This window comes from Streptomyces hawaiiensis (assembly GCF_004803895.1).
Classification (GTDB): domain Bacteria; phylum Actinomycetota; class Actinomycetes; order Streptomycetales; family Streptomycetaceae; genus Streptomyces; species Streptomyces hawaiiensis.
Window position 1 is genome coordinate 7,157,903 of record NZ_CP021978.1, and the last position, 13,310, is coordinate 7,171,212.

Annotated in this window: 13 protein-coding genes and 2 pseudogenes; 8 read left to right on the forward strand and 7 right to left on the reverse strand. The window is 64.1% G+C overall.

The annotated features are described in order from the left end of the window. Positions 1-163: 163 nt before the first annotated feature. Positions 164-415: a hypothetical protein gene (locus CEB94_RS41245; protein WP_246111984.1), complete on the reverse strand. Its 252-nt coding sequence runs from the start codon at positions 413-415 to the stop codon at positions 164-166. Further along, on the reverse strand, positions 415-1,074 hold the full coding sequence (locus tag CEB94_RS32875; RefSeq protein WP_246111985.1) for a helix-turn-helix domain-containing protein: 660 nt from the start codon (positions 1,072-1,074) through the stop codon (positions 415-417). Before CEB94_RS32875 ends, CEB94_RS41245 begins: the two co-directional genes overlap by 1 nt. Positions 1,075-1,274: 200 nt before the next feature. On the opposite strand from CEB94_RS32875, the gene CEB94_RS32880 reads away from it, so the two are divergent. Further along, entirely contained in the window at positions 1,275-1,445 is a 171-nt protein-coding gene (locus tag CEB94_RS32880) for a hypothetical protein (protein WP_175435627.1), read from the forward strand. Positions 1,446-1,560: 115 nt separating this feature from the next. Here CEB94_RS32880 and CEB94_RS32885 read toward each other — a convergent pair. Together CEB94_RS32885 and CEB94_RS32890 are read right to left on the reverse strand one after the other, a co-directional pair. After that, positions 1,561-2,251, reverse strand: a pseudogene (locus CEB94_RS32885) (transposase). Between the two features lie 130 nt (positions 2,252-2,381). Continuing rightward, positions 2,382-3,145: pseudogene (locus CEB94_RS32890) on the reverse strand (transposase family protein). Positions 3,146-3,295: 150 nt separating this feature from the next. Between CEB94_RS32890 and CEB94_RS32895 the strand changes: the two are divergent. Then, positions 3,296-3,805, forward strand: a complete 510-nt coding sequence (locus CEB94_RS32895) for an HIT family protein (RefSeq protein ID WP_246112206.1) — start codon at positions 3,296-3,298, stop codon at positions 3,803-3,805. 358 nt (positions 3,806-4,163) lie between these two features. Here the strand turns inward: CEB94_RS32895 and CEB94_RS32900 are convergent, their stop codons facing one another. From CEB94_RS32900 to CEB94_RS32910, 3 genes are all read right to left on the reverse strand, one after another. Further along, positions 4,164-5,315, reverse strand: a complete 1,152-nt coding sequence (locus CEB94_RS32900; RefSeq protein WP_175435628.1) for an MAB_1171c family putative transporter — start codon at positions 5,313-5,315, stop codon at positions 4,164-4,166. A 1-nt stretch (position 5,316) separates the two neighbouring features. Beyond that, the gene (locus CEB94_RS32905; protein ID WP_175435629.1) at positions 5,317-5,838 is read right to left on the reverse strand and encodes a regulator component; all 522 of its coding nucleotides are present in this window, start codon (positions 5,836-5,838) and stop codon (positions 5,317-5,319) included. A 239-nt stretch (positions 5,839-6,077) separates the two neighbouring features. Further along, the gene (locus CEB94_RS32910) at positions 6,078-6,584 is read right to left on the reverse strand and encodes a helix-turn-helix domain-containing protein (protein WP_246111986.1); all 507 of its coding nucleotides are present in this window, start codon (positions 6,582-6,584) and stop codon (positions 6,078-6,080) included. Between the two features lie 675 nt (positions 6,585-7,259). Here CEB94_RS32910 and CEB94_RS32915 point away from each other — a divergent pair. The 6 genes from CEB94_RS32915 (at position 7,260) to fabG (ending at position 13,287) form a co-directional block, all read left to right on the forward strand. Next, complete coding sequence (locus CEB94_RS32915; protein ID WP_175435630.1) at positions 7,260-8,084, forward strand: phytanoyl-CoA dioxygenase family protein; 825 nt, start codon at positions 7,260-7,262, stop codon at positions 8,082-8,084. After that, complete coding sequence (locus CEB94_RS32920) at positions 8,081-9,196, forward strand: zinc-binding dehydrogenase (protein WP_218945948.1); 1,116 nt, start codon at positions 8,081-8,083, stop codon at positions 9,194-9,196. The genes CEB94_RS32915 and CEB94_RS32920 overlap by 4 nt, the downstream gene beginning before the upstream one ends. A 424-nt stretch (positions 9,197-9,620) precedes the next feature. Beyond that, a complete protein-coding gene (locus CEB94_RS42320; protein ID WP_423514345.1) occupies positions 9,621-10,085 on the forward strand; it encodes a phosphopantetheine-binding protein in 465 nt (154 codons plus the stop codon). 39 nt (positions 10,086-10,124) lie between these two features. Then, positions 10,125-11,387 (forward strand): beta-ketoacyl-[acyl-carrier-protein] synthase family protein, encoded by a 1,263-nt coding sequence (locus tag CEB94_RS32930; protein WP_175435631.1) that lies wholly within the window; start codon positions 10,125-10,127, stop codon positions 11,385-11,387. Then, positions 11,384-12,505 carry a beta-ketoacyl synthase N-terminal-like domain-containing protein gene (locus CEB94_RS32935; protein ID WP_175435632.1) on the forward strand — a complete coding sequence of 374 codons (1,122 nt, stop codon included), beginning with the start codon at positions 11,384-11,386 and terminating at the stop codon, positions 12,503-12,505. Before CEB94_RS32930 ends, CEB94_RS32935 begins: the two co-directional genes overlap by 4 nt. After that, positions 12,502-13,287 (forward strand): 3-oxoacyl-[acyl-carrier-protein] reductase, encoded by a 786-nt coding sequence (fabG, locus tag CEB94_RS32940; protein WP_246111987.1) that lies wholly within the window; start codon positions 12,502-12,504, stop codon positions 13,285-13,287. Before CEB94_RS32935 ends, fabG begins: the two co-directional genes overlap by 4 nt. Positions 13,288-13,310: the final 23 nt, after the last annotated feature.

Genomic DNA, 13,310 nt, shown 5'->3' on the forward strand with positions numbered 1-13,310 from the left:
CCCGACGATGCCTCTGAACAAGCCAGATAGCGGACCGCTGCTGCAGTATCAGCTCGGTCACGCTCCTGGAGTCCCGCGAGCTCGCGTAGCTGAAGGTTCTTCAGCATGAACCCGTCGGCGTGTTGCCTCGATGTTGAGGGACGCGCAAGCACAATGCGCCTGGTCAGGTTTGGTCTGCAGCACTCAGGGCCCGCGCCAACCACTTCAGCTCCTCGGTCGCGTCGGGAGACGAAGCCTGCCCGCTCACGCGGGCGACGAGCCTGAGGTAGCGCTCCGCCCCTACCTCGATCCCGGCCTCCAGGCTGCGCAGCACGGCGGCGCGATCGGCGTCGCCGAACAGCTCGGACAGCACTTCGGCCGCTGCCGGCCCCTCATGGGCGATCCCGCGTTTTCTGACTTCCGCGACGGTCTGCACTATCTGCCTGGTGCACCAGATGGACGCCCCGGGGGAAGAGCCTGCCCCGGTGCGGGCGTGTTGAGCTCCATCCATGTGCGCAACCGGGCGCAAAACCCGGAGTCTCGCATCAGCTCGGCCAGTTCGATCCAGGCGTCGACCTGATCGGGTGTGGGATCGTGGGGCAGTTCGATGCTGAAGGCGCGCATGTGGTCACGCAGGCGACGGTCGACTCTGAGACCGCCGAAGCCCTCCTCCTTGAACTCGTCGACAATTTGCTTGCGTTCGGCGTCGGAAAGTCGCGCCAACCGGTTCATCAGTGCTGTCTCCTCAGCAGTCGAACCCCGTTTCGCCATGGTGGACAGGACGGCCCGGCTCACTTCGAGCGAGCGGATCTGCGCGTCGAGTGCGGCCACGTGCGCGTCGGCGACCTCGGCGACCGTGATGCGACCGCACAGGACGCGGCACACGTCGTCGAGCCCGAGGCCCAACTCCCGCAGGGTGCGGACCAGCTCAACGCGGGCCACGGACTCGGCGTTGTACAGCCGGTAGCCGCTCGCGGAGCGGGCCACGGGCGGCACCGCGCCCTTGTCCGACCAGAAGCGAAGGGTACGCACCGGAAGTCCGGTGCGGTGCGCGAGCTGACCGATGGTGAGTACGTCGGAGTGTTCGTCGTCCATGGACGAGATCATGAACCCTCCACCCGGTGGAGACTCAAGCGTCTCAGTACGACATCCCGTGGGTTCTCCGGAGCTCGGGCTTTGCTGGGGGGTACCGCTCATGTCATGGAGACGTTGTGCCGGCCTGAGCAGACCTACGTCTGCATGTGGTCGCATGGCCGCTCGACGTGCGCAGGCATCTTCACATCGCGGTCCAGCCGATGACTGCGGAGGTGCGGGCCCGCTACGGCGGGCTGCGCTCCGAGCAGCTCCAGCCCCGGATGCTGGCGGACGGGGACCAGCCGGACATCACGGATGTCGAGCAATGCTGCGAGCGGTCTCGCGTGCTGTTCCGAGCAATCACCGACAGCAACATCGAAGACCGCAGCTGATCACCGGTGCCGGGCCGACGCCACAGCGCAGTCGGGCGAACATACGCGCGTAAGCACCGCGGTCTTCTCCACCGCGCACCCTCAACGCTAGGTTGAAAAGGCTCAGTGAGCTTCTTCAGCGTTGCCGCTCCAGGGTGAGGACAGCTTTGGCGATTGACGTCATGCGGTTGGGGCTGCAGCGGGATCTGCGGAGGCCAGGGCCCGGTTGACGGTCTTCTCAGTGGGGTGAGGTCCTGCAGGGGCCGTCGTTTGATGCCCGTGGTCAGCCAAGGGCCGCCGCCCTGATAGGCGAGATCGGCCAGGATGGGGACGCCCTGGCGCTCGCAGATGCGGATGATCCGGTGGGTGCGGGCGGCGGTCAGGTCGCGGGCACGGCCCGGTAGCGCGGGTGAGAGCCATAGCAGTCGGCCGTTCGGATCGGTGACCAGCTGCACGTTCACTCCGTGCCGGCGATGTTTGTGGGAGTAGTCCGCGCGTGAGTCGCCGACCCGGTCGCACTCGGCGAGGGTGCCGTCCAGCAGGACGAAGTCGGGATCGGCCTCGCGCAGGACCTTCAGCAGACCCGGCGCTCGTTCGGTCAGCAGGTGGATGACCGCGCTGGTGTAGGCGTGGGCGGTGGACTCGCTGATCTCGAACCCGGCAGCAATCTTCGCCAGAGTGACGTGTTCGCGCAGGTACCAGTGCCAACATCGCGCGCTGGGACAGGCGGGTTTGCAGCGCCGGTCGCCCTCACGGGTGACGATGAGCATGGTGACCCACTCAACGAGCGCGTGCGGCAGGTCGAGTGCGGCAGGATAGATGACCAACGAGGCACCTGAGCTGCTTGGTTGAGACGTCAGACATCTCCATCAACAACTCGGGGGCCTCGTCTGTTACGCGCTCTCGGCCGTCACTCGATCGGCCAGACTGAAGAAGCTCAGTGAGCCTTTCCCAACCTCAGTGCGAGCAGGTCAGTTGGAGGGTGAGGACGGCTTGGACGGGGCTGGTGATCCGGGTCGTGCTGCCGCGGAGTTCCCGCAGCAGGCGCCAGGTCTTCAGGGTCGCCATGGCTGGCTCGCCGAGGGCCCGGGTGCCGGCGTGCGCGGTGTTGACCGCGCGTTGACCTGTCGAGAGGCGATCCCACCGGCCGCGGAAGGGCACCCAAATGGCGCCGCCTGCCCCTTGGTAGCCCTTGTCCGCCCAGCAGGCCAGGCCCGCCTCGGTGAGGGCGTCGATGACGCCGTGGGTGCAGGCGGCCTTGATGTCGTGCACTGCACCGGGTAGGGCCGACGAGGCTCACAGCAGCTTCCCGTGCGGATCGGCGATGACCTGCACGTTCATCCCGTGCTTCTTGTGCTTGCCGGAGTAGTACGGCCGGTCGGCGGCGGTCCGGTCGATCGGCAGCAGCGTCGCGTCCAGATCAGGAACGCCTTGGCCGAGGCAGCCGTCACCGCCGTGGCGAGGTCAGGCGCTCGCGCCGCGAGCAGTCCGACGGCTTCCGTGATGTATCGCTACACCGTGCTCACGCTCACCTCGAATCCAGCCGCGACCTGCGCGTTGGTGTGCCCCAGACGCAGGTGCGCCAGCACCAGCAGCGCCTGGCGGTCGGCGGAAAACCGGCGCCACCGAGCCCTGCGCTCCGACCGATGCGCAGCCAGCTGGGCGGTCAGGAACCGCAGATGCGGGGTGGACAGGTCGAGGGCAGACGGGTAGACAAGCACACGAAGCTTTTGGCAGCACGGGCGATCTTGGTCGTGAACCCGTTTACCAGGAGTTTCATCGCGTGCTCAGGCCAACCGAGAGACGCATCAACCAGGTTGGCAGTCGACTTCATCGCTGCGGCTCTGTATAGGCTGGTGCGCGTGGATGTGATGGGGTGTCTTGGGTGCGACCTTCTGGCCGGTCGACGGGAGTTGCCCGGAGGCGTCCTGCACGAAACCGCTGCCTGGGTGGTGAACCACGTCGTCGGTCCGATGAATCTCGGCACCCTGATCGTCGGTCCACGGGAGCACGTCGTGGCTTTCGCGGAGCTCGACGGTATGGCAGCAGCGGAACTCGGCCCCTTGCTGCGCGATACCGCTCGTGTCGTAGAGACGTTGTGCCGGCCTGACCAGACCTACGTCTGCATGTGGTCGCATGGCCGCGACGCGCGCAAGCATCTGCACATCGCGGTCCAGCCGGTGACCGCAGAGGTGCGGGCCCGCTACGGCGGGCTGCGCTCCGAGCAACTCCAGGCCCGGATGCTGGCGGACGGTGACGAGCCGGACATCGCGGATGTCGAAGAGTTTTGCGATCAGGCTCGTGAGCTGTTCCGAGAGATCGCAGACAGCAGCGTCGCAGACCGCATCTATCACCAGTGCTGGACCGACGTCACGTCGTAGTCGGGGCGAGCCACGCACCCTCAACGTGAAGTTGGAAATGGCTCAGTGCGTCCGTCCAAGGCCCACACATGACCCCGGAGCGATGCCACCGTTGGTGAAAGTCTCTGTACAGGACTCGGGGAGCATCTCGCTGGCGGGGCTGGTCTGCGCCAAGCTTGGTGCGCGAACCTGCTTCATCTACCGCATGATGGCCCACGACCCCGGCCGCCACGGGGATAAGAGTGGCTTTAGTGGCGCGCCCTATAGTTGAATCTCCATTAGCTTTCGGTAGCGCGAAGCGTCGAGTTGTCCTCACTGGATCTGCGGCTCATGAGATACGGCTTTCCTCCCCTGGCGCTGGCGGTTTGGTTTTGTTGAGTCAGGGCCGGCAGGGGGAGTTGACCGGCTCGCTGGGGTCGGGAAGTGCATCGGCCATCAGCGGCCATAGCCGAGCTATATGGAGGAGTTGGGCCAGGTCGCTGCTATCAGGGTAGGGAAGCTGGCTGGGCTTGGACGAAGGTACTGCGGCGAGCTTTGCACGCCGGGCTTGACCCATAGCGCCAGCGAGCGCGGCCGCTTTGTGGCGGTCAGCTGGAACACCAATGCGTTGGGCGTGCTGACGCGCATGATCGTAGGCGCCTGGATACACGTAGAATCGGAGACCCAACAGCGCGTCATAGATCTCGATGGTCTGGCGGTGGGCTTGCAGCACCAACGAGGTGGACGGCCACAGCACTTCCTGAATCCGGGTTCGTCGTGGCTGTACCAGTGCAACATCAGGTACAGCTTTCAGCAGATCTCGCCACAGCGGCCACAGTATCCAGATGGTCCGCAGGGCCGATGCCTTGCGGGTGTAGGCGGTAGCGGTGGGGACGAGAAGCGAGGCCGCTCGGAACAGACCATGGACGTTGATGGCTACGGCGACATATGGCAAGGCGACGGGCACGCGGTTGTAGAGATGGACAAGATAGGTGGCCCAGTACGCGACAGCCAGAAGGCTGCCGACTGCGAACAGCCTCAGAGACCAGACAAGGTCGTGATCATCGGTTTGGCGAACGTGTTGCCAGCAGACGATGGTGGCGACGCAGTCGGTCACCAAGTGAGCGATGATGACAATGAGCCAGTACACAGTCGAGGGAGAAGCGGGACCTCCAGCCAGAGGGATGCTGGGGCCGGGGTAGGCCCCTTCGCTCAAGTCCATGAGCAGCAGCACCGCCACGACGATCACCAGCCCCCAAGAGAGGGTCAGCTGCAGATGGCGCTCGTATACGGGGCCGACCAGGAAGAGGAGTGTGAGCCCGGCGCTCAGAACACCGACGAGATTCCTGGTCAGAGTGATCGCATGCGCGTCCCCGGTGGCGCCCGTGCTCCAGGCGATGATCTCCGGCTGGAAGAGTGTGATGGCGATGGCGGCAGCCAGGACCGCTAGCCAGAGCCCACGTTGGTGGGCTAGGCGCAGGGCGGAGCGAGCGCGCCAAGCAAGAGCGGTCCACATGGCGATGACGCTGCTCCAGCCGGTAAGACCGGCCATCTCATTCACTGTCATCGGCAGCCACTCCAAGGAATGCCCCGATTCGGCCTAACGTACCGCTAGGCCGGGCTACACGTCTCGTGCTGTGTAATAAGCTAGCGATCATCTCGGCTTCTTGTTCTTCTATGGCGGTATAGCGTGTCCGGGTCATGAGGCGCTTGATCAGCTGAGGCTGAAGACCATTGAATAGGCCACTCAGCTGATCGGCTGCCACGGAGTTTGGTGCACGATGGTGGTCGCACAAAATGTGGCCGAGTTCGTGGAGGATGATGTGCTGTTGATGAAAGGGAACGGTGTGCGCCTGGTAGAAGACTAAGTCTGCTTCATCGATTCCCAACCAAAGCCCGCACACTCCGGTTGCCGCGATCTGGTCAGGTAATTCTCTCAGGATTAGAGGGCGCCCTCGCCGCTCTTCGACCCATTGGCAAATCGCTTCAAATGAATTAGTTTGAGGTGCGTGGAGATTATCGAGAATTTTTCGACACCGGCGCTGCAATCGCAAATATTCGCTAGTGGGCATCATGTGGCGCTTCTCCTGGTTTCTTCGCTCGCATTTGCGGAAAAGTGACACTGCCGACCAGTCTTCATCTTTGCCCCAGGCGGGGTAACCACGTGGGATGTGGTCGTGTCACGTGGAAGGCTGTGGCGGCTCTGCGAGACCGTGCGGGCTGCGCAGGTCGGCCGGGTCCTTTTTCGGTAACCGATCACCAGCGCTGCTGCTCCGCATAAAAGACGGCGGGCTCCGCTGGTACGCGAGGAATGCTATGAGGCATCCGAGGTGTGCTGATCGTCGGATGCGGTCGCAGGCATGACTCGCAGAGAGTCTCGGGCCTGCGCAGCGGCATCGATGATGCCGCTGAGAAGCTCTGACATTTGGTCTGCAGAAAAAGACGCAGAGTGGGGTGAGCGCAGGGCCGCTGACCGAACCTTGTGCCGGCTCAGTTCCCGCACTGTCGCCAGCTCCGTATTGACCTGCTGGAAGACCTGCTCGTCGAGGAAATAGGCCCACCGGGCGATGCCCAGGCTGTGGGCTACTTTCACCAGAGTTTCGATGGTGAGGTTTGTTCCATCAGCGGACTCGGCCGATGCCAAAGTGCGTTTCGATACGCCAGCGCGCTCGGCTAGTTGGGCCAGGGTGAACGGCCCTTCCGGGTGGTGCTGCCGGATGTGTCGCAACCGTGACGCGATAGCGGTCTTCGCGCCACGGACCTGTTCGTCCAGCCCGTGCGTCGTCGAGGCGTCGTGCTCTACATGTTGGCCAGCTGGCACTCTCTGCTCCCGTCATAGTGCAGCATGCTGCACCTTGGTCGAAGTATGTTGCAACTGATCGATCCGCGAGGCTATGGTCAACCAGCGGGAAGGAGGGCTCGAGAAGGGGCGACCAACGTGAACTCGCCCTGTGCTGAGGTGAGATGCCTTCGACGGTTCGGTCAGCGTGCAAGCGTGAGGGGTGGCCTGTAACTACAAAGGGGACCCCCTGGTGAAGGCGGAGGCGCATAGTCGGCTGATCAGATTACTAGCGTGAAGATCTACTGTGCAAGCTGCGCGCTTCCCTTGCCGAGGTTCTGCTTGACGCCTCGGGGGGCGGGTGTGGTGCCTGTCGTCCTTCGTCGTGCCGAGTCTGGCCTCGCGCTGGGTGCGGAAGTTTTCTGTGATCCGTTGCGGCGGCCCATTGGTGTCACCCCTTGAGTGCGCCCAGCAGTGGCATGCGGAAAATTTCTGGCGTTGTCTCTCCTGCCTGCCCATGCGGTCACCTCTCCTGGGTTCATTGAATTGCCGGTCGCTGTTCGGTAAAGCCTGGCGTGGGCGCCGCTAGGGCAGCATCGCTTCGGTCGGCCCTGGCGGCAGGGTGCGCTCAAGTCAAATTCGCGCCTTAGTGACACTTGCCGAATATCGATTGACTATTCGTGCAGTTATTTCGATTTTCCCAATTAGGGGGATTGCGTGCAGCTGGCAAAAAGCGTGCTGGATCAGTATGACCGCGATGGGTTCGTCCTCGTCCCGGGGGCCTTTTCTCCTGCCGAGATGGACTGCCTTAAGGGGGCGATGGCCGAGGACGTGGCGTCCAGTAAGGGTCCGCATCTGATCACGGAGGATGACGGTGCGACACTGCGGGCCGTTTACGCGTCACACACCCGGCATCCGCTCTTCAGTACGTTGGTTTCGTCCGCGCGACTCCTCGCCCCGGCGATGCAGTTGGTGGCTCAGGACCTCTACGTGCACCAATTCAAGATCAACACGAAGCGGCCCTTCGGGGGCGAATCATGGGCATGGCACCAGGACTACCCCGTGTGGCGCGACGCCGACCGTATGCCGGAACCACGTGCCGTCAACGTGGCCGTATTCCTGGACGAGGTAACCGAGTTCAACGGCCCCGTGGTGTTCCTGCGGGGCTCGCACAGGCTCGGGTCGGAAGCGAGTTCTCGCCAGCAGGCCAACCAGGCGGGGGAGCACATCGATCCGCATGACTACGCGCTGTCCACCGGTGACCTGTCCAAGCTCGCGGAAGTGCACGAGATGACGAGCCCCAAGGGGCCGGCCGGAACCGTCGTCTTCTTCCACCCGGAGATCATGCATGGATCAGCACCGAACATCTCCCCCTTCCCGCGCGACCTGCTGATTGTGACGTACAACGCCTCCACTAATGCGCCTCGCCCGGTGGGAGAACCGCGCCCCGAATATCTCGTGGGCCGGGACGTCACGCCCCTCGTGCCGAACTCGTGGACACTGGAGACTATTGGGGCATCCATAGCGCGGGCGGAATCGTGACGACCTGGGAATTCGCCGCAGCGGCGGTACTCGAGGGATTCGGGCAGACGGTGTCGATCCGGAAACTGCGCGTGCCTGAGCCGAACGAGGGCGAGATGCTCGTCGATGTGACATACGGCGGCATCTGCGGAACGGATCTTCACCTGCAGCAGGGCCACCTGCCGATTCCGACTCCTCTGACACTTGGACACGAGGGCCTGGGCACGGTCCGCAGCCTCGGGGCGGGAACAACCGTCGACGCGTGTGGCGCCACTCTGCACGTGGGGGACACGGTCATGTGGGCCTCGTCGATCTCCTGCGGACAGTGCATGCCGTGCCGGCAGTACCGTGAACCCACGTTGTGCGAGGCACGCCGGACGTATGGGGTCAACCGCTCGCTCGCCGAAGGCGCCGGACTCTCCGGCGCATGGGCGGAAACCATTCTGCTGCACCCGGGCGTGGTCGTCGTGAAACTGCCGCAGGGCGCTGACGAGTTGGCCGCTATGTCGCTGGCCTGCGCCGGGCCGACTCTGGTGCACGCCCTGTACGAGCGGCGTCCGGTCAGGCTCGGTGAAACCGTGATCGTCCAGGGAAGCGGACCGGTCGGGCTCGCGGCCGCGGCCCTCGCCCACATGGCCGGCGCGGAGAAGGTCATCCTGGTCGGCGGACCGCGTCAACGCCTGGACCTGGCCGCGAAGTGCGGGATCGGCCATCACCACATCGACATCGTGGACGGCGCGAACCCCCAGCAGGCCCTCGACCAGGCGCGCGCGCTGACACCGGGGGGCACCGGCGCGGACCTCGTCATCGAGTGCGCAGGAATCCCGGGCGCTGTCGCTCAGGGGCTGACGCTGGCCCGGCGCGGTGGCTCGTATCTCGTGGTCGGACAGTACACCGATAACGGGGACACTATGCTCAACCCGCACCAGATCGTCCATCGCCAACTGGACATTCACGGCTCCTGGGCATTCAGCGGCGCTCACCTCGTCGAGTACGTCCGTCTGCTTCCCGTCCTCTCCAACCGATTCGACCTGCGGAGCCTCGTCGTTCCCTTCCCGCTGGCCGATGTCCGAATCGCCATGGAAGCAGTGGCCAACGGCACCGTCATCAAGGCCGTCCTTCAGTCGGCCTGACATCCATTCTGTGGTCCGATTTCCCGCCCACCCAGTGCGCGCTGCGTGCGGCTTGAGGAGCGAGACATGCATGGCACCCTGGAGGCACCGAGGGGTTCGGTGACGCGGATATGCAGGATCGATTCGCTGCGAAAGACGGGAAGCGGCGCCCAAACCTTGACTCAGCAACGACTTCGCGTTTCCGGTGCCCACCGCGGTCATCTGCGAACTGCCCGAAATCCCCCTCGCCGAGCGCGACACCTTCCGCGCATGGCCCAAGGCTGGCCGGCGCTGGCCAGCCTAGGAGGTGTGGGCAAGCATCGATGGCCATGGGGCGGCTACCTCACGCCGATCATCGCGGACAAGCGCGCCAAGCCCTCTGACCAACCTGCTCTCTGACCTCAGTCAGGTCAGCGACGACGGTGACCGGCTGGATCTCGTCTCCATGACGATGCTGCTTCTTGTCGCTGGTCACGAGACCACGATCAATCTCATCGGCAACGGGCTGCTCGCGCTGCTGCGCCATGACGACCAGCGTGCGGGACTGGCCGCGGACGACAGCCTGGCCCGCGGTGCGGTCGATGAACTGATTGAACCCTTTTTCCGCCCTTGGGCAGAACCTCAGACAGCGAAAGAATCGAGGAATCAGATGGGAATCGAGGAAGAGCGGTATGACGCCAATCTGGACAGGGTCAAGAAGATCGTGTGCGATCGGCTGGAGCTCGACGAGGACGAAGTGACCCTGACGAGCCTCTTCCATGAGGAGCACGGTTCGGACTCCCTCCAGAGCATCGAAATCCTCGCTGCCCTGGAGGCGGATTTCGACATCGAGATCGATCAGTCCCAGCTTCCTAGAATGGTCAATGTTAAAGGCGTCTACGAGGTTGTAGCCGAGACCATCGGCTGGTAATCCCCACTGCCCCGCGTTATTCAACCCCGCAGGAGACTCATGTCAACGGCCGCCCTTGACGACGTATCAGGCGCTCCTCTGCGCCGAGTGGTTCTGACCGGCCTGGGCGTAGTGTCGAGCATCGGCATCGGCGTCGATGAATTCGCCGCGTCGCTTCGCGCCGGACGGAGCGGCGCGGGGCCGATCAGCCAGTTCGACACGACAGGATTCGCCCACTCGAACGGCTGTGAGGTGGTCGGATTCGAACCCGAGCAATGGATCTCGAACCTCGACCTGGAGAACGTGGGACGAGCCAGCCGGTTCTCCGTAGCCGCTGCGCGGATGGCCGTCGCGGACGCCGGTCTGGAAGCCGAAGAGCTCGCCAGCCAACGCGGACTGGTCTGTATAGGGACCACCGACGGCGAATCACACGACCTGGATCAACTCGTGGAGATCGAGCTGCGGGACGGACACGAGAGCATGCCCACAGCGGTCGCTGGACGGGTCAGTCCCCTCCGGTTGTCCATCTCCATCGCTCAGGAACTCGGCCTCGCCGACGTCGAGGCAACGGTGATTGCGACCGCCTGCGCTGCGGGCAACTACGCAATCGGCAGCGGTTTCGACGCGGTCCGCACCGGCGAAGTTGACTATGCCCTGTGTGGAGGCGCCGACGCCATTTGCCGCAAGACCTTCACGGGTTTCTATCGGCTCGGCACTATGGCCCCCGACGTCTGCCGCCCCTTCGACAAGGACCGCAAGGGCATCCTCACCGGAGAGGGCGCTGGCGTGCTGATGCTGGAATCGCTGGAATCTGCGCTCGCCCGCGACGCCCGTATCTACGCCGAGGTGCTCGGATACGGCCTCAACTGCGATGCCTACCATCAGGTGGCGCCGCACCAGGAAAGCGTGACGCGCTGCATGGAGCTGGCACTGCGGGACGCGGGCGTCGACCCGAGTCAAGTCGATATGATCTCTGCCCACGGCACCGGCACCAAGGCCAATGACATCACCGAGACCAGAGCCATCCGCGACGTGTTCGGTGATCAGCCGCCACGTACGGTCTCGATGAAGTCGATGCTCGGTCACACTCTGGGCGCGGCCAGCGCACTCGCCGCCATCGGCTGCGCCCTGGCCATCACCAACAAATTCATCCCGCCCACCATCAATCACGTCACCACCGATCCGGAATGCCAGATCGACTGCGTTCCCAACGAGGCGGTCGAAGCGGAACTCGAGATCGTCCAGAACAACGGTATGGCATTTGGCGGAAACAACGCCGTGGTAATCCTCGGTAAATACAAGAGTGAGGTGGCAGCGCGATGACGGTAGCGAAATCCGGCGCCGGCCGCCGCCTTGTAATCACCCGGTGGTCGGCTATTTCCCCTTTTGGGCTCGGTCAGGAAGCTTTCCGGGAAGGGATACGCGCCGGGCGCAACACTGTCCATTCTCTCGACGCCGAACAGTGGTCCGCCCCCGTCCAGCAAGCCTGCCTGGTACCGGACTTCTCCGTCAGGGACCTGCTGGGCAAAAAGGGCACCCGGGGCATGGACAGGGCGACCGGCCTCGCTGTCGGTGTGACGGCTGAACTGCTGCGGGACGACGACAGCGGCAGCCGCGCCGTTCCGAAAGGAGAGGGCACGGGCCTCGTTCTCGGGACGACGACCGGCAGCGCCGACAGCATGATGGGCTACACCCGCACATCGATGCAGAAGTCCAAGCCGTTTCTCGTCGACCCCGCGCTTATGCCGTATACAGTGATGAACTGTGCGGCCGGGCAGTGTGCCATCTGGCACGAACTCAAAGGCCCGAACGCCACTGTCGCGGGCGGCCAGTCTGCGGGATTGCTCGCACTCAACTACGCGCGACGACTGCTCGCTTCGGGACGGGCTGAAAGGATCCTGTGCGGTGCTGCGGAGGAATTCTCCTCTGCCCGCGCCTGGATCGAGGACCGTCGGAACGGTGGAACAACGGCCGACATGCTTCTCGGAGAAGGCAGTGCCATGTTCCTCATCGAGGCCGCCGACGAGACCGCGGCCGACCGTATGCCGCTCGCCGAGATAATCGATGTACGGATACGGACGCACGCACACGGCGACAGGCGCAGCACCGTCGCCGCATGTGTCTCGGATGTCCTGCAGCGTAACGGGGTGCACCCCGATGACGTGTGGGCCGTCGCGTCTTCCGGCGGACAGACGCCCTACGAGGATCAGGAAACGGATGCACTGCACGAGTGCTTCTCCGGGTCCGACATCGAGTGGATCTCGGTGGCCGACGTGCTGGGCGACACCGGAGCCGCCGGCGCGGCGTTCCAGATCGCCGCCACGCTCAGCCTTGCTGGCCTCCATCCCGAAGCCGAGGGGAAAGTGGCCGTGATCACTTCAGTCGACAGAGACGGCATCGTGGCCTGTTCGCTGCTCAGGACGGGCGGTGGCAATCGATGAGCAACAACGGGATGGACATCGGCCCGAAGAGGGCAGCGGAAGCGGGAACATCGCGGATCGCCCTGGTGAGCGGCGGCTCACGAGGTATCGGACGCGCGGCGGTACTGAAGCTGGCGCGCGACGGGTTCGATGTGAGCTTTTGCTACCAGTCGAACGCCGACATGGCAGAGGCCGTTCGGAAGGAACTCAGCAGCCTCCCTGTCCGTACGCTCGCCGTCCAGGTCGACGTGGCCAACGCGGAAGCCGTGCGGGGATGGGTCACCCGCACCCAACGCGAGCTGGGTCCCATCGACGTCCTCGTCACTTGCGCGGGCATCACCCGGGACAAGCCGCTCATGACCATGAGCGACGACGACTGGCATCAGGTCCTCGACACCAACCTCGATGGCAGCTACCACGTCAACCGGGCCGTCATCGTCCCGATGATGAAGCGGAAGTCCGGCTCCATCATCAACGTCTCCTCGGTGTCAGGTGTCCACGGAAACCCCACGCAGACGAACTACTCGGCATCGAAAGCTGGAATCATCGGGTTCTCCAAGGCGCTGGCGAAAGAAGTCGGCCGGTTTGGTGTTCGGGTCAATGTCGTCGCGCCCGGGCTCATTGAAACCGATATGACCGAAGCGCTGAGTGAAAATGCCAGGAGAGATCTGCTGCGCGCTATTCCTCTGTGCCGCTTCGGTAGCTCCGAGGAAGTCGCAGACCTGATCTCCTACCTGGCCTCGGATGCCGCTTCCTACATCACCGGCAGCGTGTTCGAGATCCATGGTGGTATCACCATCTGAATGCGCTGTCTGCGCTTCTCAAC

Coding starts and splice junctions, on each gene's coding strand:
- CEB94_RS32875 (WP_246111985.1), bottom strand. CDS start 1,074: ATGGACGACGAACACTCCGACGTACTCACCATCGGTCAGCTCGCGCAC.
- CEB94_RS32880 (WP_175435627.1), top strand. CDS start 1,275: ATGACTGCGGAGGTGCGGGCCCGCTACGGCGGGCTGCGCTCCGAGCAG.
- CEB94_RS32895 (WP_246112206.1), top strand. CDS start 3,296: ATGGGGTGTCTTGGGTGCGACCTTCTGGCCGGTCGACGGGAGTTGCCC.
- CEB94_RS32900 (WP_175435628.1), bottom strand. CDS start 5,315: ATGGCCGGTCTTACCGGCTGGAGCAGCGTCATCGCCATGTGGACCGCT.
- CEB94_RS32905 (WP_175435629.1), bottom strand. CDS start 5,838: ATGATGCCCACTAGCGAATATTTGCGATTGCAGCGCCGGTGTCGAAAA.
- CEB94_RS42320 (WP_423514345.1), top strand. CDS start 9,621: ATGACGATGCTGCTTCTTGTCGCTGGTCACGAGACCACGATCAATCTC.
- CEB94_RS32930 (WP_175435631.1), top strand. CDS start 10,125: ATGTCAACGGCCGCCCTTGACGACGTATCAGGCGCTCCTCTGCGCCGA.
- CEB94_RS32935 (WP_175435632.1), top strand. CDS start 11,384: ATGACGGTAGCGAAATCCGGCGCCGGCCGCCGCCTTGTAATCACCCGG.
- fabG (WP_246111987.1), top strand. CDS start 12,502: ATGAGCAACAACGGGATGGACATCGGCCCGAAGAGGGCAGCGGAAGCG.